This is a genomic window from Flavobacterium sp. PLA-DH12 (assembly GCF_059511845.1).
This window is the reverse complement of the sequence record NZ_JCAMPD010000003.1, coordinates 48,133-67,918: the sequence shown is the minus strand read 5'-3', so window position 1 is coordinate 67,918 and position 19,786 is coordinate 48,133. Positions and strand designations below refer to the sequence as shown.

17 protein-coding genes are annotated in these 19,786 nt (G+C 33.5%); 10 read left to right on the top strand and 7 right to left on the bottom strand.

Annotated features, from left to right (window positions below; genetic code table 11):
- Nucleotides 1-25 precede the first annotated feature (25 nt).
- Nucleotides 26-3,370 carry a preprotein translocase subunit SecA gene (gene secA / locus AC5ZCW_RS06630; RefSeq protein ID WP_496118646.1) on the top strand — a complete coding sequence of 1,115 codons (3,345 nt, stop codon included), beginning with the start codon at nucleotides 26-28 and terminating at the stop codon, nucleotides 3,368-3,370.
- Nucleotides 3,371-3,547: 177 nt separating this feature from the next.
- Here secA and AC5ZCW_RS06625 read toward each other — a convergent pair whose 3' ends face one another.
- The gene (locus AC5ZCW_RS06625; protein WP_496118644.1) at nucleotides 3,548-4,213 is read right to left on the bottom strand and encodes a TrmH family RNA methyltransferase; all 666 of its coding nucleotides are present in this window, start codon (nucleotides 4,211-4,213) and stop codon (nucleotides 3,548-3,550) included.
- A 64-nt stretch (nucleotides 4,214-4,277) separates the two neighbouring features.
- The gene (locus AC5ZCW_RS06620) at nucleotides 4,278-4,649 is read right to left on the bottom strand and encodes a hypothetical protein (protein ID WP_343541230.1); all 372 of its coding nucleotides are present in this window, start codon (nucleotides 4,647-4,649) and stop codon (nucleotides 4,278-4,280) included.
- Between the two features lie 85 nt (nucleotides 4,650-4,734).
- Between AC5ZCW_RS06620 and AC5ZCW_RS06615 the strand changes: the two genes are divergently transcribed.
- The 5 genes from AC5ZCW_RS06615 to AC5ZCW_RS06595 all read left to right on the top strand — a co-directional run bounded on the left by AC5ZCW_RS06615 (nucleotide 4,735) and on the right by AC5ZCW_RS06595 (nucleotide 10,613).
- Nucleotides 4,735-5,436, top strand: coding sequence for an SIR2 family NAD-dependent protein deacylase (locus AC5ZCW_RS06615; protein WP_343541228.1), 702 nt, complete (start codon nucleotides 4,735-4,737; stop codon nucleotides 5,434-5,436).
- The gene (locus tag AC5ZCW_RS06610; protein WP_343541227.1) at nucleotides 5,433-6,125 is read left to right on the top strand and encodes a sterol desaturase family protein; all 693 of its coding nucleotides are present in this window, start codon (nucleotides 5,433-5,435) and stop codon (nucleotides 6,123-6,125) included. The genes AC5ZCW_RS06615 and AC5ZCW_RS06610 overlap by 4 nt, the downstream gene beginning before the upstream one ends.
- 69 nt (nucleotides 6,126-6,194) lie before the next feature.
- Nucleotides 6,195-7,541 (top strand): adenylosuccinate lyase, encoded by a 1,347-nt coding sequence (purB, locus tag AC5ZCW_RS06605; RefSeq protein ID WP_496118641.1) that lies wholly within the window; start codon nucleotides 6,195-6,197, stop codon nucleotides 7,539-7,541.
- A gap of 56 nt (nucleotides 7,542-7,597) precedes the next feature.
- On the top strand, nucleotides 7,598-8,017 hold the full coding sequence (locus tag AC5ZCW_RS06600; protein WP_343541223.1) for a hypothetical protein: 420 nt from the start codon (nucleotides 7,598-7,600) through the stop codon (nucleotides 8,015-8,017).
- 358 nt (nucleotides 8,018-8,375) lie between these two features.
- Nucleotides 8,376-10,613 (top strand): cation:proton antiporter, encoded by a 2,238-nt coding sequence (locus AC5ZCW_RS06595; RefSeq protein ID WP_496118639.1) that lies wholly within the window; start codon nucleotides 8,376-8,378, stop codon nucleotides 10,611-10,613.
- Nucleotides 10,614-10,792: 179 nt separating this feature from the next.
- Here the strand turns inward: AC5ZCW_RS06595 and AC5ZCW_RS06590 are convergent, their stop codons facing one another.
- Together AC5ZCW_RS06590 and AC5ZCW_RS06585 are read right to left on the bottom strand one after the other, a co-directional pair.
- A complete protein-coding gene (locus AC5ZCW_RS06590; protein ID WP_111363956.1) occupies nucleotides 10,793-11,431 on the bottom strand; it encodes a peroxiredoxin in 639 nt (212 codons plus the stop codon).
- 111 nt (nucleotides 11,432-11,542) lie between these two features.
- On the bottom strand, nucleotides 11,543-12,454 hold the full coding sequence (locus tag AC5ZCW_RS06585; RefSeq protein ID WP_496118637.1) for an AEC family transporter: 912 nt from the start codon (nucleotides 12,452-12,454) through the stop codon (nucleotides 11,543-11,545).
- A gap of 255 nt (nucleotides 12,455-12,709) precedes the next feature.
- Here AC5ZCW_RS06585 and AC5ZCW_RS06580 point away from each other — a divergent pair, with 255 nt between their 5' ends.
- The 3 genes from AC5ZCW_RS06580 to meaB all read left to right on the top strand — a co-directional run bounded on the left by AC5ZCW_RS06580 (nucleotide 12,710) and on the right by meaB (nucleotide 15,156).
- Nucleotides 12,710-13,117 (top strand): RrF2 family transcriptional regulator, encoded by a 408-nt coding sequence (locus AC5ZCW_RS06580; RefSeq protein WP_496118635.1) that lies wholly within the window; start codon nucleotides 12,710-12,712, stop codon nucleotides 13,115-13,117.
- 58 nt (nucleotides 13,118-13,175) lie between these two features.
- Nucleotides 13,176-13,817: an NAD(P)-dependent oxidoreductase gene (locus tag AC5ZCW_RS06575; protein ID WP_496118633.1), complete on the top strand. Its 642-nt coding sequence runs from the start codon at nucleotides 13,176-13,178 to the stop codon at nucleotides 13,815-13,817.
- 244 nt (nucleotides 13,818-14,061) lie between these two features.
- Nucleotides 14,062-15,156 (top strand): methylmalonyl Co-A mutase-associated GTPase MeaB, encoded by a 1,095-nt coding sequence (gene meaB, locus AC5ZCW_RS06570; RefSeq protein WP_496118631.1) that lies wholly within the window; start codon nucleotides 14,062-14,064, stop codon nucleotides 15,154-15,156.
- Nucleotides 15,157-15,281: 125 nt separating this feature from the next.
- On the opposite strand, the gene AC5ZCW_RS06565 is transcribed toward meaB, so the two are convergent.
- The 3 genes from AC5ZCW_RS06565 to AC5ZCW_RS06555 form a co-directional block, all read right to left on the bottom strand.
- Nucleotides 15,282-17,219, bottom strand: coding sequence for an LTA synthase family protein (locus AC5ZCW_RS06565; RefSeq protein ID WP_496118629.1), 1,938 nt, complete (start codon nucleotides 17,217-17,219; stop codon nucleotides 15,282-15,284).
- A 36-nt stretch (nucleotides 17,220-17,255) separates the two neighbouring features.
- Nucleotides 17,256-17,483 carry a DUF8828 family protein gene (locus AC5ZCW_RS06560; protein ID WP_008468034.1) on the bottom strand — a complete coding sequence of 76 codons (228 nt, stop codon included), beginning with the start codon at nucleotides 17,481-17,483 and terminating at the stop codon, nucleotides 17,256-17,258.
- Nucleotides 17,484-17,591: 108 nt separating this feature from the next.
- The gene (locus AC5ZCW_RS06555) at nucleotides 17,592-18,977 is read right to left on the bottom strand and encodes an MATE family efflux transporter (protein WP_343541215.1); all 1,386 of its coding nucleotides are present in this window, start codon (nucleotides 18,975-18,977) and stop codon (nucleotides 17,592-17,594) included.
- A 190-nt stretch (nucleotides 18,978-19,167) separates the two neighbouring features.
- Here AC5ZCW_RS06555 and AC5ZCW_RS06550 point away from each other — a divergent pair, with 190 nt between their 5' ends.
- On the top strand, nucleotides 19,168-19,686 hold the full coding sequence (locus AC5ZCW_RS06550; protein ID WP_343541214.1) for a hypothetical protein: 519 nt from the start codon (nucleotides 19,168-19,170) through the stop codon (nucleotides 19,684-19,686).
- Nucleotides 19,687-19,786: the final 100 nt, after the last annotated feature.

Sequence of the window (19,786 nt, the reverse complement as noted above, 5' to 3'; positions counted from 1 at the left end):
ATATAATAAAGAAATACAATAAATCATGAGTTTCATAAACAGTATTATTAAAGTCTTTGTCGGCGATAAGTCGCAAAAAGATGTCAAAGCTTTACAACCTTACTTAAACAAAATCAAAACGTTCGAAGCTCCTTTAATGAGTCTTTCAAATGACGAATTAAGAGCTAGAACCGTTTATTTTAAAGATAGAATAAAAGAAGCTAGAGCTGACAAAGATGCTAAAATTGCTTCGCTTAAAGCAGAAGTAGAAAACATCGAAGACATCGATAAAAGAGAAGACATTTACGATGCTATAGATGCTCTTGAAAAAGAGGCTTATGAAATCTCTGAAAAAACTTTATTGGAAATTCTTCCAGAAGCTTTTTCTGTAGTAAAAGAAACGGCTCGTCGTTTTAAAGAAAACTCACATATCGAGGTAACTGCAACTGCAAAAGACCGCGAATTCTCAGCAACAAAATCATATATTACTATTGATGGCGAAAAAGCGATCTGGGCAAACAAATGGAATGCTGCTGGAAAAGATATCACTTGGGACATGATTCACTACGATGTTCAGTTAATTGGTGGTATGGTATTGCACGAAGGTAAAGTTGCCGAAATGCAAACGGGAGAAGGTAAAACTTTGGTTGCTACTCTTCCTCTTTACTTAAACGCTTTGACAGGAAACGGAGTTCACTTAGTAACAGTGAATGACTACTTGGCAAAACGTGATAGCACATGGAAAGCTCCTTTATTCGAATTCCACGGTTTATCTGTTGACTGTATCGATAATCACCAGCCAAGTACAGAACAAAGAAAGAAAGCATACGACGCTGATATCACTTACGGAACTAACAACGAGTTTGGTTTCGATTATTTAAGAGACAACATGGCACATTCTCCAAGCGATTTAGTGCAGAGAAAACACAATTTTGCAATTGTCGACGAGGTTGACTCTGTATTAATTGATGATGCTAGAACTCCGCTTATCATTTCTGGACCAGTTCCTCAGGGAGATCGTCACGAATTCAACGAATTGAAACCAAAAATTGAAAACTTAGTTGCTCAACAACGTCAGTTAGCAAATGGTTTCTTAGCTGAAGCTAAAAAATTAATCAAAGAAGGAAATACTAAAGACGGAGGTTTCTTATTATTAAGAGCTTACAGATCTTTACCTAAAAATAAAGCATTAATTAAATTTTTAAGTGAAGAAGGAATTAAACAATTGCTTCAAAAAACTGAAAATCAATACATGCAAGATAACAATCGTGAAATGCACAAAGTTGACGAAGCTTTGTATTTTGTGATTGAAGAGAAAAACAATCAAGTAGAATTAACAGATAATGGTATTAAATACCTTTCTGGAGATACAGATGCAGATTTCTTCGTTTTACCAGACATTGGAACAGAAATCGCTGCGATTGAAAAACAAAAATTAGATAAAGACGCCGAAGCTGAAGCTAAAGAAAGATTATTCCAAGATTTCGGAGTAAAAAGCGAGCGTATCCACACTCTTACTCAACTTTTAAAAGCTTACGCTTTATTCGAAAAAGACGTAGAGTACGTTATCATGGACAACAAAATTATGATTGTCGATGAACAAACTGGTCGTATCATGGATGGTCGTCGTTATTCTGACGGTCTTCACCAAGCGATTGAAGCTAAAGAAAATGTAAAAATCGAAGCTGCTACTCAAACTTTCGCAACTGTTACATTACAGAATTACTTCAGAATGTACAACAAGTTGGCAGGTATGACGGGTACAGCAGTTACAGAAGCTGGCGAGTTATGGCAAATCTATAAATTGGATGTTGTTGAAATTCCAACAAACCGTGGAATTGCAAGAATTGACAAAGAAGATTATATCTACAAAACAACACGTGAGAAATTCAACGCTGTAATCGAAGATGTTACTGAATTATCTCAAGCTGGAAGACCAGTATTAATTGGAACAACTTCTGTAGAGATTTCAGAATTATTAAGCCGTATGCTTAAAATGAGAGGAATCACACACAACGTATTGAATGCTAAAATGCACAAGCAGGAGGCACAAATCGTTGAAGAAGCTGGTAAAGCTGGAGTTGTAACAATTGCAACAAACATGGCTGGACGTGGTACCGATATTAAATTATCTCCAGAAGTAAAAGCTGCAGGAGGTTTAGCAATCGTGGGTACAGAGCGTCATGATTCTCGTCGTGTAGACAGACAGTTACGTGGTCGTTCTGGCCGTCAGGGAGATCCAGGAAGTTCTCAATTCTATGTTTCTCTTGAAGATAACTTAATGCGTTTATTCGGTTCTGAAAGAGTTGCGAAAGTGATGGACAGAATGGGATTGAAAGAAGGTGAAGTTATTCAGCATTCTATGATGACTAAATCTATCGAACGTGCTCAGAAAAAAGTAGAAGAAAACAACTTTGGTGTTCGTAAACGTTTATTAGAATATGATGACGTAATGAACTCTCAACGTGAAGTAGTTTACAAACGTCGTCGTCACGCATTGTTCGGAGAGCGTTTGAAACTGGATATTGCGAATATGCTTTATGACACTTGCGAATTAATTGTAAGCAACAGTAAAGTAACAAATGATTTTAAAGGATTTGAGTTTGATTTAATTCGTTATTTCGGAATCACATCTCCAATTTCTGAAGCAGATTTCTTAAAATTATCTGATATTGAAGTTACTGGAAAAGTATACAAAGAGGCTTTAGCATTCTATACCGAAAAAACAGAAAGAAGTGCAAGAGAAGCTTTCCCAATTATTAAAGGAGTTTACGAAGAGCCAAACAATCATTTTGAAAGAATTGTAGTTCCATTTACTGATGGAATCAAAACTTTGAATGTTGTAACTGACTTGAAAAAAGCTTACGAAAGCGAAGGTGCTCAATTAATCGCTGATTTCGAGAAAAACATCACTCTTTCTATTGTTGATGAAGCTTGGAAAAAACACTTGCGTAAAATGGACGAATTGAAACAATCTGTTCAATTGGCCGTTCACGAGCAAAAAGATCCATTGCTAATCTACAAATTAGAAGCTTTCAACTTGTTTAGAGGAATGTTGGATAACGTTAACAAAGAAGTAATTTCATTCTTATTCAAAGGTGATTTACCAGCTCAAAACGTTCCTGAAATTCACGAAGCAAGAGAAGTAGCGCGTCCAAAAGAAAATTTACAATTAAGTAAAGACGAAATTCCAAACAGCGAAAGCATGAACCGTGAAGCTGGAGAAACTCAACAGCGTCAGGTTACTGAAACTATCGTTAGAGATATGCCAAAAATCAACAGAAATGATACTGTTGTCGTTCAAGAAATTGCTACTGGTAAAACAGAAACAATGAAGTACAAAAAAGCTGAAGCTTTAATCGCAGCTGGAACTTGGGTTTTAATTAACTAATATTTTTTAAGTATTCAGTCGTAATCACAGTTTACAGACTGATACTTTAAATTCCATAAAAAAGACCGATAGTTTAAACTATCGGTCTTTTATTTTTTTTTAGAAAATTATCTTTATTTACAATACATTCCCTTAGTGCTAAAACTGAGACTGAGACTGAACACTAAATACTGAACACTAATTCTTCGGGTTATCTTGATAATAACGTTCTTCAATTCGTTTTATATCTTTTATAGAGTTTTTCGCCCAAAGCAAACGTTTTACTAAAATTTCTTCATCGGTCAATTTCCAATCAATATTAGATCTTCTAAGTCTGTTTGTTAAGCTTTGAATAATAATCGCTGCCGAAACCGAAATATTTAAACTTTCTGTAAAACCAACCATCGGTATTTTTAAGAAACCATCTGCGTTGTCCATAATTTCTTTTGACAAACCTTCTTTTTCTGTTCCGAAGAATAATGCGCTTGGTTTTGTAATATCAAAATCTTCCAACATACAATCTTTTTCGTGTGGAGTTGTGGCAATAATTTGATATCCTTTGCTTTTAAGATCAGAAAGGCATCCAGAAACCGAATCAAATCGGTTGATGTCTACCCATTTTTGTGCACCAAGTGCAATTTCTTTGTCGATTCTTTTTCCAAAACGCTGCTCAATTACATTTAATTCCTGAATTCCAAAAACTTCACAACTTCGCATTACCGCGCTTGTATTGTGCATCTGATAAACATCTTCTACTGCAACAGTAAAGTGTTTGGTGCGGTTTCCTAATACTTCTAAAAATCTTTCTTTGCGGTTATCTGTTAATATATTTTCGAGAAAAGCTAAGTAATCTAAATCAATCATTTTAATACTATTTTATCGCAAAAATACATTTTAAAGAAATCTTTTTGTTGCTTTACCTTCATTTTTATTCAAAAATAGAACTTAAAACGGTTTCAAAAATAGCATCTCTAAGTGATTTATTATTATCCTCATCTGGGAAAATTGGCTGGGGTTTAATGGAGCTCATTTCCATCTTGAGCAATTTATTGGTATTGGCAAGAGAATAATAATGTTGTGATTTTGTATTAGTTGGCAAAAATCCAGGTTTTGGATTATAAATCGAATATGCTTTTAAGGAATACAAAAAGTTTTTATATTCCATAAAAGATAATGGTTGCACTTTCACAAACGAAAAAGAAGTTATTGCACTATCCACATAAAATAATTTTCTATTTTTGGTTTGAGCACAAACAATTGCGGTTGTTAAGAATAGAAATAATAAAAACAGCTTTTTCATTTTATAAAAGTAAGAAAAAACTACCTTTCCAATTTAATATATTGATGAATTTTGCAATAAGCCACTAAAGAATAAATTTTAAAAAATGAAAAAGAAACTTGTTGTTTTAACAGGAGCAGGAATTAGCGCCGAAAGCGGCATAAAAACATTTCGGGACAGTGATGGATTATGGGAAGGACATGATGTAATGGAAGTTGCCACTCCTGAAGGCTGGCATAAAAATCAGGAATTGGTTCTCGATTTTTACAACAAAAGACGCCAACAGCTGAAAGAAGTAAATCCGAATTTGGGTCATATTATTTTGGCTGAATTGGAAAAAGATTTCGACGTTTACATTATTACCCAAAATGTTGATGATTTGCATGAACGTGCCGGAAGTACAAATGTTTTGCATTTGCATGGCGAATTATTAAAAGTACGAAGTACACAAAATAAAAATCTAATTCTAGATTGGACTGAAGATTTGCAAAGTGGAGATTTAGATACAAACGGGCATCAATTACGCCCGCATATTGTTTGGTTTGGCGAAGAAGTTCCTGCACTCGAAGAAGCTATTGACATTACCGAAACCGCAGATTATTTTGCTGTAATCGGGACTTCTCTGCAAGTTTATCCAGCGGCAGGATTAATTGCTTATACGCCAAGTACAACTCCTGTTTTTTATATTGATCCAAAACCAATTTCAATTCCGAATCTTAGAAATAAAGTAGAAACTATTGCCAAATTTGCTTCTGAAGGAGTTGCCGATTTAAGAGAAAAATTACTGAACTTAGAAAAAACAACATGATTTTTGAAAGCTGGTTACAACAGTTAAGTCAATTTAACACAATCTACCTCTTTGTTTTCTTTTTGATAGAAAATTTAGTGTTAGTTGGTTTATCTGTTTTAATTGGAAAAATAATCGAATCTGAAAATACCTTTTTACAGACTAAAGATCAGAAATGGGTACTTTCTACGCTTTTTTGTAACACAGTTATAACTTTAATTGGTTTCAAATTGTATCAATACGGAATTCTGAGAGTAGATTTTTCAGCGTCTATTAAACTTATCATTTTCGATACACTTTTGTTGATTCTCTTAATGGATCTTTTTATGTTTATTTTTCATTTTTTGGTTCATCATTTAAAATGGATGTATCCGATTCATAAACTGCATCATACACATGTAGAGACCAATGTTTATAGCTTATATGTTCTTCATCCAATTGAAACTTTAGGTTTTGGATTTATCTGGCTGTTTTTAATTACGACTTTGAAGTTTAATTATTTGAGTATCATTATTTATTTGATTCTAAATCTTTCTTATGGAATATTTGGGCATTTAAAAAAGGACATATTTCCTTTTTTTTGGTATAGCAATTACTTCACAAAATGGATTTCAACCACTAAATTTCATAATGATCATCATAAAAATGAGTCTAAAAATTATGGTTTTTACTTTACAATCTGGGATAAAATTTTCAAAACCATAATTTAAGCATCAATATAACTTTCAGAAGTTTTAACAATACCTTATATTTGCACCTTTCGAAAAAACAACATCACAATGACTACTCTAAACGAATTGAATGCTATATCGCCAATTGATGGAAGATATAGAAATAAAACTCAAAATTTAGCACCTTTTTTCTCTGAAGAAGCTTTAATAAAATACCGCGTTTTGGTTGAAGTGGAATACTTCATTGCTTTATGCCAAATTCCGTTGCCTCAGTTGCAAGGTATTGACGCTAGTTTATTTGAAAGCTTGAGAAATATCTACAAAAACTTTTCTACTGAAGACGCTCTTTGGATTAAAGAAACAGAAAAAGTAACTAACCACGACGTAAAAGCGGTTGAATACTTTATTAAAGATGCTTTTGAAAAATTAGGTTTATCTCAGTACAAAGAGTTCATTCATTTCGGATTAACATCTCAAGATATTAATAACACTGCTATTCCGCTTTCTACAAAAGAAGCGTTTGAGCAAGTTTATATGCCAACTTTAATTGCTGTAATTGCAAAATTAAAAGAATTAAGCGTTGAATGGAAAGACATTCCGATGCTGGCACGTACACACGGACAACCAGCTTCTCCTACTCGTTTAGGAAAAGAAATTTTGGTTTTCGTAGAGCGTTTAGAAGAGCAAATGCGTTTGTTATTCAATATTCCGTTTGCTGCTAAATTTGGAGGAGCAACAGGAAATTTCAATGCACACCATGTTGCATACCCACAAATTGACTGGAAACAATTCGGAAATAAATTTGTTGAAACAGATCTTGGCTTAAAACATTCTTTCCCAACCACTCAAATTGAGCATTACGATCATTTTGCTGCTTTCTTTGATGCTTTAAAAAGAATTAATACTATTATCATCGATTTAGATCGTGATATCTGGACTTATGTTTCAATGGATTATTTCAAACAGAAAATCAAAGCTGGAGAAATTGGCTCATCTGCAATGCCGCATAAAGTAAATCCAATTGATTTTGAAAACTCTGAAGGAAACTTAGGAATTGCAAATGCTATTTTTGAGCATTTAGCTGCGAAATTGCCAATCTCAAGATTACAGCGTGATTTAACTGACAGTACTGTTTTACGTAATGTTGGTGTTCCTTTTGGACATACTATTATTGCCTTTGAAGCAACTTTGAAAGGTTTAAACAAATTACTTTTAAACGAAGGTAAATTTGCTGAAGATTTAGAGAAAAACTGGGCAGTTGTGGCAGAAGCTATTCAGACTATTTTACGTCGTGAAGCTTATCCAAATCCGTACGAAGCTCTAAAAGGTTTAACGAGAACAAACGAAGCTATCGACAAAAATGCGATTCATAATTTCATTGCAACTTTAGAAGTTTCAGATTCAGTTAGAGCCGAATTGTTAGCTATAACTCCTAGTAATTACACAGGAATTTAATTTGATGCAATATCGTTTTTTACTCCTTGTATTATTTGTTTTCAGCATATCTATTTATGCACAAAAAAAAAGTAGTTAACGGAATTGAAATAGAAATTCTAAAGGCAAAAGAACCTTCCGAATTTTCTACTCTAATGTTGAGAGGCATAAAATTTGACCAATCGCAGTATAAGTACATTATGGTCAAGTGTAAAGTCAAGTCAATAGAAGAAAATCATGCCCGAATAAGTGCTTTTGCATTACTAGATACTGTTAACAAAATAAGATATCGTCTCGGAGATTATTTAGGTTATGCAGCTATTGTAGGAAATCCTGAAAGAAATTATTTTAGAAAAACGAAATCTGAAAATAAAGATTACAGCAGCAATTTGCCTCAATACAAAAGCACTGAAATAGATCAATTTGACAAATTTAATATAGCAGGTTATACTAACTCTGAAATTGCAGTTGAGTTTGGAACTAAAAAAAAATCCTGATTCCAGTATTGTATATTTTGGACAAACTGCTTATAAAAACTTTAAAGCTGAGTTATTTTTTATTATTCCGCTAACATTAAAAGTTTCTACATTTAATCTATATTACAGAGATGTTAATGTAGGCACAGTCAAAATAGAATAAGGGACATAATCCAAAAAAAACCGAGCAATCACGCAAGGAATTTAAGAAAAATACCAAATATTTTACCAGAAAAAGCTATCTTTATCGAGATAGCTTTTTTTTATTAAATCCAGAGGCAAATCCAGATTACACTCCTTTTATATTAATTGGAGCTAATGAATTTCATTTGAAACAAAAAGCTGGATCAACTCTTTAAAAAAAATACCACCTTTTTATATGATTGCACTAAATGCCGCTGCAGAAACTACACACCATTTACAACCTTTAATTAGTGATTTAGGATTAATCCTGATGACTGCCGGAATTGCCGTTCTATTATTTAGAAAAATGAAACAGCCTTTGGTTTTAGGCTACCTGATTGCAGGATTTCTAGCTGGAAACCATTTTGATTTCTTCCCTTCTATAACCGACATGAAAAGTGTTGAAGTTTGGGCAGAAATTGGGGTTATATTTTTGCTTTTCAGTTTAGGACTCGAATTCAGCTTTAAGAAACTAATGAAGGTTGGAGGGACTTCGTCTGTCACCGCCATAACCCAGATTCTATTTATGACCGTAATTGGTTATTGTGTCGGGCAATGGATGGGCTGGGGAAAAATGGACAGTATTTTCCTGGGAGCTACACTTTCTATTTCTTCGACAACTATTATCATTAGAGCTTTTGATGAGCTGGGTGTAAAAGGAAAAAAGTTCGTCGGGATTGTTTTCGGCGCTCTAATTGTAGAAGATATTGTTGCCATCTTAATGCTGGTTTTATTGTCAACAATTGCCGTAAGCGATCAGGTTTCGGGCGCAGCACTACTTCAATCTGTTTTAAAACTAATTTTCTTTTTAATTATCTGGTTCTTAGGAGGAATTTTTATTATTCCAACTATTTTTAAAAAAGCAAAACATCTCTTAACCGACGAAATGCTCCTGATTATATCATTGGCATTATGTTTAATGATGGTTATTTTTGCCTCAAATGTAGGTTTCTCTCCAGCTTTAGGTGCTTTTATCATGGGATCTATTATTGCTGAAACTACGATGGCAGAAAAAATCGAACACTTAATTCAGCCTGTAAAAGATTTTTTTGGCGCTGTTTTCTTTGTATCGGTGGGAATGTTAATCAATCCGGTTACTTTGGTAAATTACGCACTTCCAGTAGCTATAATTACTTTATTGACCATATTTGGAAAAGCATTTAGTTCTTCTATTGGAGCTTTAATTTCTGGTCAGCCATTAAAACAATCTGTTCAAACCGGAATGAGTTTAGCTCAAATTGGTGAGTTCTCATTCATTATTGCAACTCTCGGAATGTCTCTAAAAGTTACAAGTGATTTCCTATATCCAATTATCGTAGCTGTATCTGCAATTACCACATTTACGACACCATTCTTAATTAAATATTCGGAAAGATTTGCGTTGGTATTGGAATCTAAAATGCCAAAAAGATGGGTAAAAAACATTAACCGATATAGTGTAAATGCGCAAGCAATTAAATCTGTCAGCACTTGGCAGATTGTACTTCGCTCTTCTATTACACAAATTATACTTCACACAATCATTATTACCGCTATTATATTACTATCGTCTAAATTTGTAGCGCCTTTGGTTGCCGATACACGATTTGGAAATACTTTGGCTGCTTTATTAACTTTGGTTGTAATTGCGCCTTTTTTATGGGCTCTTTCACTTCGTAGAGTTAAAGTAGACGAAGTTGAAGCGTTATGGGAAGAACGTAAATATCGTGGAGCGCTTTTAATGCTGATTCTGATTAGAATGAGCCTTGGATTATTCTTTGTCGGATTCTTACTGAATATTTTCTTCTCTCCTTTGGTTGCATTTGTAGCCTTAATTATAGCAATTGGTGCTTATCAAATTTTCCCTAAAAAACTAAACGAGCAGTATCATAAAATCGAAAATCACTTTTTGAAAAACCTCAACGATCGTGAAAACAAAAAGATTGATAGACGATATGCCAATTTAATGCCATGGGATGGGCACATGTCATTCTTCGAAATTAAAAAAGAATCCAATTTGGTTGGACAAACTTTACAGGAATTGAAGATTCGGGAACAATTAGGAATCAATATCGCTTACATTAAACGAGGAGAAGTAACCATTCCGATTCCTACCAAAACAGAACGTTTATTTCCCGGCGATGAAATTTGCGTAATTGGAACTGACGCGCAAATTGCAGAATTCACAAAATTCTTAACTCAAAACGAAACTGAACCACCTACTAAAGTAGAAGAAACCGATATTGTTTTACGCCAGCTAGAGGTTTCTCAAGACGAATTCATTCAAAAAAGTATTGGACAATTTAGAGCTAAAACAGACGGAATGGTAGTAGGAATTGAACGAAATGGAAACCGTATTCTAAATCCAGAATCTAGTTTAATCTTAGAGAAAAACGACATACTATGGGTTGTGGGAGACAAGAAAAAAATGAATGCTTTGTTGGCGGCTAAGTAAGATTCTGAGATTCTAAGGTGCTAAGGTTCTAAGCTTTTATATATAAAGCGTTGAAATTTTCATAAATTGAAAGCCTCAACGCTTTTTAATTTTCTTTGCTTTTCATAAAAACAAAAATGCTAAAATTCTAAGAAAAACTTAGAACCTTAGCACCTTAATATCTTAGAACCTCAAAAAAACTATTTATTCGGCTGCGGTGTCAAACGCAAATAAGGTTTAATTGGTGTATGTCCTTTTGGGAATTTTGCTGGAATATCACTGTCTGGAATTGCTGGTGCAATTACTACGTCTTCTCCATCTTTCCAGTTTGCCGGAGTAGCAACACTGTAATTTGCAGTTAATTGCAAACTGTCAATTACACGAAGCAACTCATCAAAATTTCTTCCTGTAGAAGCTGGATAAGTCAGCGTTAATTTGATTTTTTTATCTGGTCCGATAACAAAAACAGAACGCACAGTAAATTTATCACTAGCATTTGGATGAAGCATATCGTATAAATTAGCTACTTTTTTATCCTCATCAGCAATGATAGGAAAATTTACTTCTGTATTTTGAGTTTCGTTGATATCTTTAATCCACTCTTTGTGCGAATCTAAACCGTCTACACTCAAAGCAATAACCTTAGTATTTCTTTTTTTGAATTCTGGCACATAGTTCGCCACAGTTCCTAATTCAGTAGTACAAACCGGCGTAAAATCTGCTGGATGCGAAAATAAAACACCCCACGAATCTCCTAGCCATTCGTGAAAATTAATTGGTCCCTGTGTGGTTTCTGCGTGAAAGTCAGGAGCTATATCGCCTAATCTTAATGTTGACATAATTTCATTTTTTTAGTTCATCTAAAATTAACCAAAAAAAGGATATAGAAAACATTGATTTTCTTAAAAAAAGTTAAAATTCTACTTTGTCGATATAATTACTATTTTGAACTAAATAAAACTTAGAACAAAATACCAGAAAGCAAGCGTTACAAAGGAAATCGGAATTCCGAAACCGATCATCATACTGCTTAATTTAGGTTTTAATCCGTAAGTTGAAGCAAGGATTGCACCTGTTATCATTGGCGCCATAGCAGTTTCCATTATAGTAATTTTTATAACTTCAGAATGCTGGTTAAAAATAAATACGTATAGTACAAAAATTATAAAAGGAATCAAAAGGAGTTTAAAGAAAAGTCCAAGACGTAAAAATTTCCAATGCTGGCTTTTTCGATCGAAAGTCAATTGCAAGCCAACAGAAAGTAATGCTAAAGGTGTTACCAAACTTCCAATTTTCAGTAATATAGATTGAAAATTTTCATTTAAATTATAATCAAAAACATTCATGAAACAAGCCAATACAAACATTAGAAAGGGCGGAAATAGAATAATCTTTTTAAAAATCCCAAATGCATTTGGACTTCCTTTAGAATAAAAGGCCGCAGTAAAAACGCCAAGAGTAGAAACCACAACAAAAGTTCCTGGTTGATCTACTAAAACTGCAGTTTCTAAACCTTTCTTTCCAAACAAAGCTTCAATAATCGGATAACCTAGAAAAGAGCTGTTGCTCAAACCAGCTGTCAAAATCAGACAGCCAATCAATTTATTCGACCAGCCATTTCTTCTTCCCAAAAAATGAAAAAAGATAAAAGCCAGAATATAAGTAATCCACCCTGCTCCTATTGGAAATAGCAATTCGCTGCTCCATTTTATTTTCGGAATATGATATAAAGTAATCGCTGGAAGACAGAAATAAATAACAATTTTATTGAGCGTTTTGTAAATATGAGTCGGAAATTGTTTTACATGCTGTAAAACCAAACCCAGCGAAAGAAAGAAAAATATTAGTATAAAGTTGTTCATATAGTAAGATCAAGACAAAAATAAGTATTTCAAATTTAGTGATTAGCGAAAAGTAAATAGTAATTCGCTTTTTGAATAAATCATAACTACTGATTTTCTTTTGTTAAACATATAACATTTCAATAAAAAACAATCGCTTCTTACTGAATACCAATCACTTTTAATCAATCACTCATCACACATTTCAAAAAAAATAGTTAAATTAGTACTTTGTGTTACAAAAAGACGTAAATTTGTAACATATTTTATTACAGTATGATTTCAGGTAAATTTGCCATAACGATTCACATTCTTACTTTGCTCCATAAATTCCCAAATGATTATTTGTCATCGGAGTTTATTGCGGGAAGTATTAATCTAAATCCTGTTTTGGTTCGAAAAGAAATTGCCAATCTAAAAGCACATCATGTTGTAGAAAGTAAAGAAGGAAAAAATGGCGGGACAAAATTGGCGGTTAATCCTGTTGAACTGACTTTAAAACAAATATTCGAAATGACTTTTGAAACCATTGGTTTAGGTTTCGCAAAGAATCAGCCAAATCCTGATTGTCCTGTTGGAAAAAACATCAATCAGAATCTGGAAGCTTTGTATAAAGAAATGAATGATAAAGTAAGTGCTCAGCTTGAGAACATCTCTCTGGAGGATTTTTCGAATCAATTTTAAAAACTATTTTTTTACCCAAAACTGTAACATTTTTTATTACTAAATAAATTTATATACTATGAAAATCGCACTTATTGGAGCTACAGGATTTGTTGGCTCAGCAATTTTAAACGAATTAGCAGATAGAAAACATGAAATCACTGCTATTGCAAGAACTCCAAAAGACACAGCAAACGCTAAATGGGTTGCCGCAGATATTTTTAATGTAGATGCCTTGGCAGAAATTTTAAAAGGTCACGATGCTGTGGTTAACGCTTATAACCCAGGATGGACAAACCCAAATATTTACGATGACTTTTTAGCAGGTTCTAAAGCAATTCAGGAAGCGGTTAAAAAAACGGGAGTTAAACGTTTTATTACAATTGGTGGAGCTGGAAGTTTATATGTAGCTCCAGATTTACAAGCGGTAGATACTCCAGATTTTCCAAAAGAGATCTTCCCTGGCGCAAATGCTGCGAGACATTATTTAAACATTATTAAAGAAGAAAAAGATTTAGATTGGGCATTCTTTAGTCCTGCTTTCGAAATGCATGCTGGAACTAAAACAGGAAGAACTGGAAAATACCGTTTAGGCTTAGAAAATCCTGTTTTCAATGACGAGCAAAGAAGCATTTTATCTGTAGAAGATTTAGCAGTTGTTATTGCTGATGAAGTAGAAACTCCAAAACATCACCAAGTACGCTTTACAGCTGGATATTAAAAAATATAGTAAGTCGCTAAGACAGTTAGAATCTAAGTTTTTTGCCACGAATTACGCAAATTTTCACAAATCATTTTTCTATTAATATTGAAGGAAAAATTAGTGAAAATTTGCGTAATTCGTGGCAAACCTTTTTTACTCCTTTGAGAATAACAAATTAGTGGAAATTCGTGTAATTCGTGGCAAACTAACTTTTTGAAACTGTCTTTGTTTTCTGTACTTTTACAGTTCTAAAAAGTGCGTTTTGTCAAATTCTAATAAACAAACTGGTAGCATCTCTGAAAAAGCTGGAATTTCACCTCCCGAAATCACCAATATTTCGGCTATCAATCAAATTAAAAGCAAACGCAAACAACAACCTACTTCTCAAGAATTAATTAATGGAATTTTAGAAGGAAATAGAACTTCTTTAAGTCGTGCCATTACTTTAATTGAAAGCACCAATCCTGACCATTTTGATAAAGCTGACGAAGTCATTCAAGGCTGTTTAGCTTATGCCAATAAATCAGTTCGAATTGGAATTACAGGTGTTCCTGGAGTTGGAAAAAGCACTTTTATTGAAGCTTTTGGAAAACATCTCACACAATTAGGAAAAAAAGTAGCTGTTTTGGCAGTCGATCCAAGCAGTTCGCTTTCGCACGGAAGTATTTTGGGAGATAAAACCCGAATGGAAGAATTGGTAAAAGACGAAAATGCTTTTATTCGCCCTAGTGCTTCTGGGGAAACTCTGGGAGGTGTGGCGCGAAAAACCCGCGAAACCATTATTCTTTGTGAAGCCGCAGGTTTTGATACTATTATTATCGAAACAGTTGGTGTTGGCCAAAGCGAAACTGCAGTTCACAGTATGGTCGATTTCTTTTTGCTTTTGAAAATTTCTGGCGCAGGCGATGAACTTCAAGGCATTAAACGCGGTATTATGGAAATGGCAGATGCAATTGTCATTAATAAAGCGGACGGAGATAATATAAAAAAAGCTAATCAGGCGAAATTGGAATTTAATCGTGCTTTGCATTTATTTCCTCCCAAAAAATCAAATTGGCAGCCGAAAGTAACCACTTGCAGTTCACTGACAAAAGACGGAATTTCCGAAGTTTGGAGTACAATTTCTAATTATTTAGAATTGACAAAAGAATCAGGATTTTTTCAAGAAAAAAGAAACGAACAAAACCACTTCTGGATGATGGAAACCATCAACGAACAATTGAAACAGAATTTCTATAACCAGCCTGATATCATTTCGCTTTTAGAAGAAAGCAAAAATGCAGTGCAAAACAATGAGATTTCATCTTTTGCAGCTGCTTCTGAGTTGTTAAAATTATATTTTAAAAAAAGGTTCTAAGATACTAAGCTTCTAAGTTACTAAGGTTTCCTGTCTGTTCGAGTGGAGTCAAGAACTATATAGCATTTCAACTTCGCTCAATGTGACAAAACTTAGAAGCTTAGCAACTTAGTACCTTAGCATCTTTATTTTTTAGGTCTAAGCTTATATTTACTTTCTTTATATAAATTTCCTGCTGTAATTACATGCGCCAAAGCATCTTTTGCTAATTCTTCATTTAATTTAACTGGAACTAAAGTTGTATCATTTTTGATTTCAAACTGTAATGGTTTCAAATTTGGCTGCATGATCACAACCTGATTTTCAACTCTAAATGCATTGATATCATTAAACTGCATAATAGATCTTCCTTGCACTTTCGGATCCAATTTACTTAGGTTTCTACCTACCATTGGAGTTTCAAATGGAAGTCCTAAAAAACTTAACAATGTTGGTGGAATATCAATCTGACTTGCCAATCTATCATAAACAGCTCCTTTTGGAACTCCTGGTCCCATAATAAATGCTGGGATATGGAATTTGTTTATTGGCACTAAATTTTTTCCGTAAGTTCTTGTGTTATGGTCAGCAATTACAATGAAAATCGTGTTTTTAAAGTACGGTTCTTTCTTTGCCATTTCAAAGAATTTCCCAATAGAGAAATCGGCATACTTCATCGCATTGTTTACCGTATTAGGCTTTTTATCGTAAGGCTTAATTCTTCCGGCTGGATATTCAAATGGCTCGTGATTTGAAGTCGAGAACATTAAAGAGAAAAATGGTTTATCTCCTTTTGATTTGAAATACTGATTGGCTTTGGTTACCAAATCTTCATCAGAATAACCCCAAGTTCCTTTGAAAGCATATTTATTTCCATCTGACTCAAAATCAGTTTGGTCTACGATGTCTGTGAAACCATTTCCGTTAAAAAAAGAAGCCATATTGTCAAAATTGGCCATTCCACCATAAATGAAGCTTGTGTCGTAACCTTTTTGCTTTAATGCGTCTGCCAATGTAAAAAATCCTTGCTGTGAGTTTCCAAGCTTCACTACACTTTCTGATGGCGAAGGTAAAAATCCAGTTACAACTGCTTCAATTCCGCGAACACTTCTGGTTCCTGTGCAATACAAATTGGTGAACAATAATCCTTCTTTAGATAATTTATCAAATTCAGGTGTTAAAGGCTTTCCTCCCAAAATTCCAACATATTCTGCACCTAAACTTTCCTGTAAAAATATCACCAAGTTATAGGGCTTTTTCATAACAGAATCTGGCTGCTGTACATGCAAAAACGGAATGTCTTTATCGCTAAAATCGTTTGGTCCTGCTATCATGTATTTCTTTACACGAGCAATAGCTTCGGCTTCATCCATTTTACCATACATTTTAGTATTTCCTTCATTTTTGATTGAATATGCGGCAAAAGCAACTGTATAAAATGAATTTAATCCCAAAGTATTTGTAAGCTGATCTGTTGAGAAAACAGCATTACTAGCATTAATAGGACGTTTTGAAGTAAGACTTGAACGTGCTCCGAAAAACAATAAAAAAGCCACTAATGGAAATACCATTAATTTGAATTTATATTCTGCACTGGTTGTATAAAATAATTGTTTTCCTTTTTTGAAAGCAAAATAAATTACAACGCCAAGAATTAGAAAAGTCACAATGATTGAAGTCAGATAACTTTTTAAAAGCATTCCAACCACTTCTTTTGGATAAATAAGATAATCTAAGAAAATCTTATTTGGGCGTGTATCATATTGCTTTACAAAATCTGGAGAAGCTAATTCTACAAAAAGAATTAAAAACAGGAATAGAAAACTATAAATTACCAGAAATTTGTTGGTGAATTTTATCCATTTATTTGGCAAAAAAGTAATTAGAACTGCTGGCAAAAATGACAAATAACACAGTAATATTAAATCCATTCGTAATCCGATTGGAAAAATATACCAGAAATCTGGCGTCTGCACTACTCTTTCTTTAAAAAGAAAAAACAAAAAGATTCGGCTTAAAGTGGTAATCAATAATCCGATTAATATAAAACTGAAAATAGGTTTTAAAAAACGTAAATTTTTCATTAAAAATAGTATAAGAACGTAAGATTAGAAAATAGATTACTCTTCGTAACGATTAATTTCTCTGTCGTAAAACTCATTTGCTTTTTCAATTAAACTTTCCATTTCGGCGTTTAATTCAGCTTCGTCAAGATCTTCTGGTTCTTCTAAAAACTCAACCTCATCATCTTTCAAATTGATAATAAATCTTGGGTAATCTAGGTGAATGATAAAAATATCGTCTGGAAAATCGGTATTATCTCCAAGTAAAAATTTAGGTAATTCCATATCTATTATTTTTTTTAATGGTTATTTTTTTTGTCTCAGATTATACAGATTAAAAGAATTTCTCTTGACTTTAAGCTTTACAATCTTCGACTTATTTTTTATTCAAATTTAGTTATTTAGATCTGAATCAATAATTAATCTCTTTGTTAGGTAATGAAAACGAATATACAAACAAATTGCCGCTGCGGTTAAACCTGCCAAAAGTCCGATCCAAACTCCCTGTGCTTTCAATTCGGTGTGTTCTCCTAAATAGTACGAAATAGGAAAACCAATGACCCAATAAGCTACAAAAGTAATATACATTGGTACTTTTACATCCTGCAATCCACGTAATGCTCCGAGAACCACAACCTGAATTCCGTCAGAAATCTGGAAAATTGCAGCAATTAAAAGTAATTTTGAAGCAATTCCTATTACTTCTTCGTTATCTAAAATCTGTCCTGTGTTTTCCATATTCAAGAAAATATAAGGCAGATAATCGTGGAAAATAATAAAGAAAATTGCAAAAATTGTTTCTAAGATTATAGCAAGCAGGAAAATAGAACGCGCTACAACAATTAGCTTTTTATAATCCATCAAACCTCTTTGATTGCTGACACGAACCATCGAAGTTACGCTCAATCCCATGGCAAACATAAAAGTCATTGATGCTAAACTTAATGCAATTTGATTAGCTGCCTGACTTGTTTTTCCAATATTTCCGCAAAGCCAGATTGAAGCGGTAAATAGCACAACTTCGAAAAGCATCTGCATTGCAGAAGGAAATCCGATGCTAATAATCTTTTCTATTGTTGCTTTTTTTATTTCATTAAAACTGAAACCTTTAAAAAAGCGTTTTAAATCGTCTCTTCTTGAAAGCATGATATGCATAAACATGACCAAAAATATTCTCGAAATTACAGTTCCCAAAGCGGCTCCAATAATTCCCATTTTTGGAAAAATCCAGATTCCATAAATCAAAACATAATTAATTCCGACGTGAAGCACATTTGCCATAACCATAGCATACATCGAATATTTGGTTAATGACATTCCGTCAGCAAACTGCTTATAACCCTGGTACATTACCAAAGGAATCAGCGAGAAAGCCACCCATCCTAAATAAGGCTTTGCAAGTACGATAACATCTGCTGGCTGTTTTAGCAATTCCATTATTGGTTTGGCAAACATAATTACCGTAAAAAGAATTAATCCTAAAATAGTGCACAGAAATAAACCATGATGAAAAGCAGAGCGAATTTTAGTATCATTTTTCTCTGCATCACCTTCTGCAACGATTGGAGTTATTGCTGTAGAAAATCCAATTCCTAAAGACATTGCAATAAAAATCATACTGTTACCTAGCGAAACTGCCGCTAGTTCTGTACTTCCTATTTTTCCCACCATTATGTTATCGACAATACCAATTAAAGTATGTCCGACCATTCCTAAAATAACAGGATAAGCCAGTCTTAAATTATACGAAAACTCTTTGGTGTACTGCTTTAAATTCACTTGTATTCTTTTTTAGTCGGCAAAGATAGTCAGAAGCTTGGAATTCTATCCAATTAATAAAAATATATGCCAATTTTAAGACAAAAATAAGCTCACCTCAATATTATGTAACGAAACCTGAAAATTGTATAACAAACTCCAAACGCCTCCAATATAATTTTACATTATAGAAATTTCAAAAATATAAGCCATGAAAAAATTACAGATGTTATGCCTAGCTGCTTTCACATTTTTATTTGCCAACACCACATTTGCTCAAGAGACAGAAGCAACAAATTACGACCAAGGTTTTAGATTAGGTTTTGGTTTAAATGGAGGATTGCCAACCGACAATGATTACGACTGGTCTCTTGGGGGAGATGTTCGTTTACAGTATGATCTTTCCAAAAAAACATCTTTGACCCTAACAACAGGATTTACGAATCTATTTATGGGAAAAGACGATCTTGGAAATAACGTAAAAGATCTTGGATTTATTCCAGCCAAAGCAGGTTTTAAAGCTTTTGTTTTAAAAGATCAATTTTATGTATTAGGTGAAGTTGGTGCCGGTTTTGCTGTAACAAACGGTTATGACAAAACAACTTTTTTATGGGCTCCAGGAATTGGGTATGCTAACAAATTTATCGACTTAAGTGTTCGTTATGAAGATTATCATGATTTTAGAACCAATCAGGTAGCATTGCGTGTTGCTTATGGTTTTAAACTATAAAAAATAGGTTTAATTTATTATTTTGTTTTTGGTAAAAACCCGATAGTCTCCAAGTCTGTCGGGTTTTTTATTTTTGACCAATGGAATATAAAATAACCCC

Excerpts from the sequence above, each read along its gene's own strand:
- AC5ZCW_RS06575 (WP_496118633.1), top strand. The coding sequence starts at position 13,176 with ATGAAAATCGCACTTATTGGAGCTACAGGATTTGTTGGCTCAGCAATT.
- purB (WP_496118641.1), top strand. The coding sequence starts at position 6,195 with ATGACTACTCTAAACGAATTGAATGCTATATCGCCAATTGATGGAAGA.
- AC5ZCW_RS06585 (WP_496118637.1), bottom strand. The coding sequence starts at position 12,454 with ATGAACAACTTTATACTAATATTTTTCTTTCTTTCGCTGGGTTTGGTT.
- secA (WP_496118646.1), top strand. The coding sequence starts at position 26 with ATGAGTTTCATAAACAGTATTATTAAAGTCTTTGTCGGCGATAAGTCG.
- AC5ZCW_RS06565 (WP_496118629.1), bottom strand. The coding sequence starts at position 17,219 with ATGAAAAATTTACGTTTTTTAAAACCTATTTTCAGTTTTATATTAATC.
- AC5ZCW_RS06625 (WP_496118644.1), bottom strand. The coding sequence starts at position 4,213 with ATGATTGATTTAGATTACTTAGCTTTTCTCGAAAATATATTAACAGAT.
- AC5ZCW_RS06550 (WP_343541214.1), top strand. The coding sequence starts at position 19,168 with ATGAAAAAATTACAGATGTTATGCCTAGCTGCTTTCACATTTTTATTT.
- AC5ZCW_RS06610 (WP_343541227.1), top strand. The coding sequence starts at position 5,433 with ATGATTTTTGAAAGCTGGTTACAACAGTTAAGTCAATTTAACACAATC.
- AC5ZCW_RS06595 (WP_496118639.1), top strand. The coding sequence starts at position 8,376 with ATGATTGCACTAAATGCCGCTGCAGAAACTACACACCATTTACAACCT.
- AC5ZCW_RS06615 (WP_343541228.1), top strand. The coding sequence starts at position 4,735 with ATGAAAAAGAAACTTGTTGTTTTAACAGGAGCAGGAATTAGCGCCGAA.
- AC5ZCW_RS06560 (WP_008468034.1), bottom strand. The coding sequence starts at position 17,483 with ATGGAATTACCTAAATTTTTACTTGGAGATAATACCGATTTTCCAGAC.
- AC5ZCW_RS06600 (WP_343541223.1), top strand. The coding sequence starts at position 7,598 with ATGCACAAAAAAAAAGTAGTTAACGGAATTGAAATAGAAATTCTAAAG.
- AC5ZCW_RS06580 (WP_496118635.1), top strand. The coding sequence starts at position 12,710 with ATGATTTCAGGTAAATTTGCCATAACGATTCACATTCTTACTTTGCTC.
- AC5ZCW_RS06590 (WP_111363956.1), bottom strand. The coding sequence starts at position 11,431 with ATGTCAACATTAAGATTAGGCGATATAGCTCCTGACTTTCACGCAGAA.
- AC5ZCW_RS06620 (WP_343541230.1), bottom strand. The coding sequence starts at position 4,649 with ATGAAAAAGCTGTTTTTATTATTTCTATTCTTAACAACCGCAATTGTT.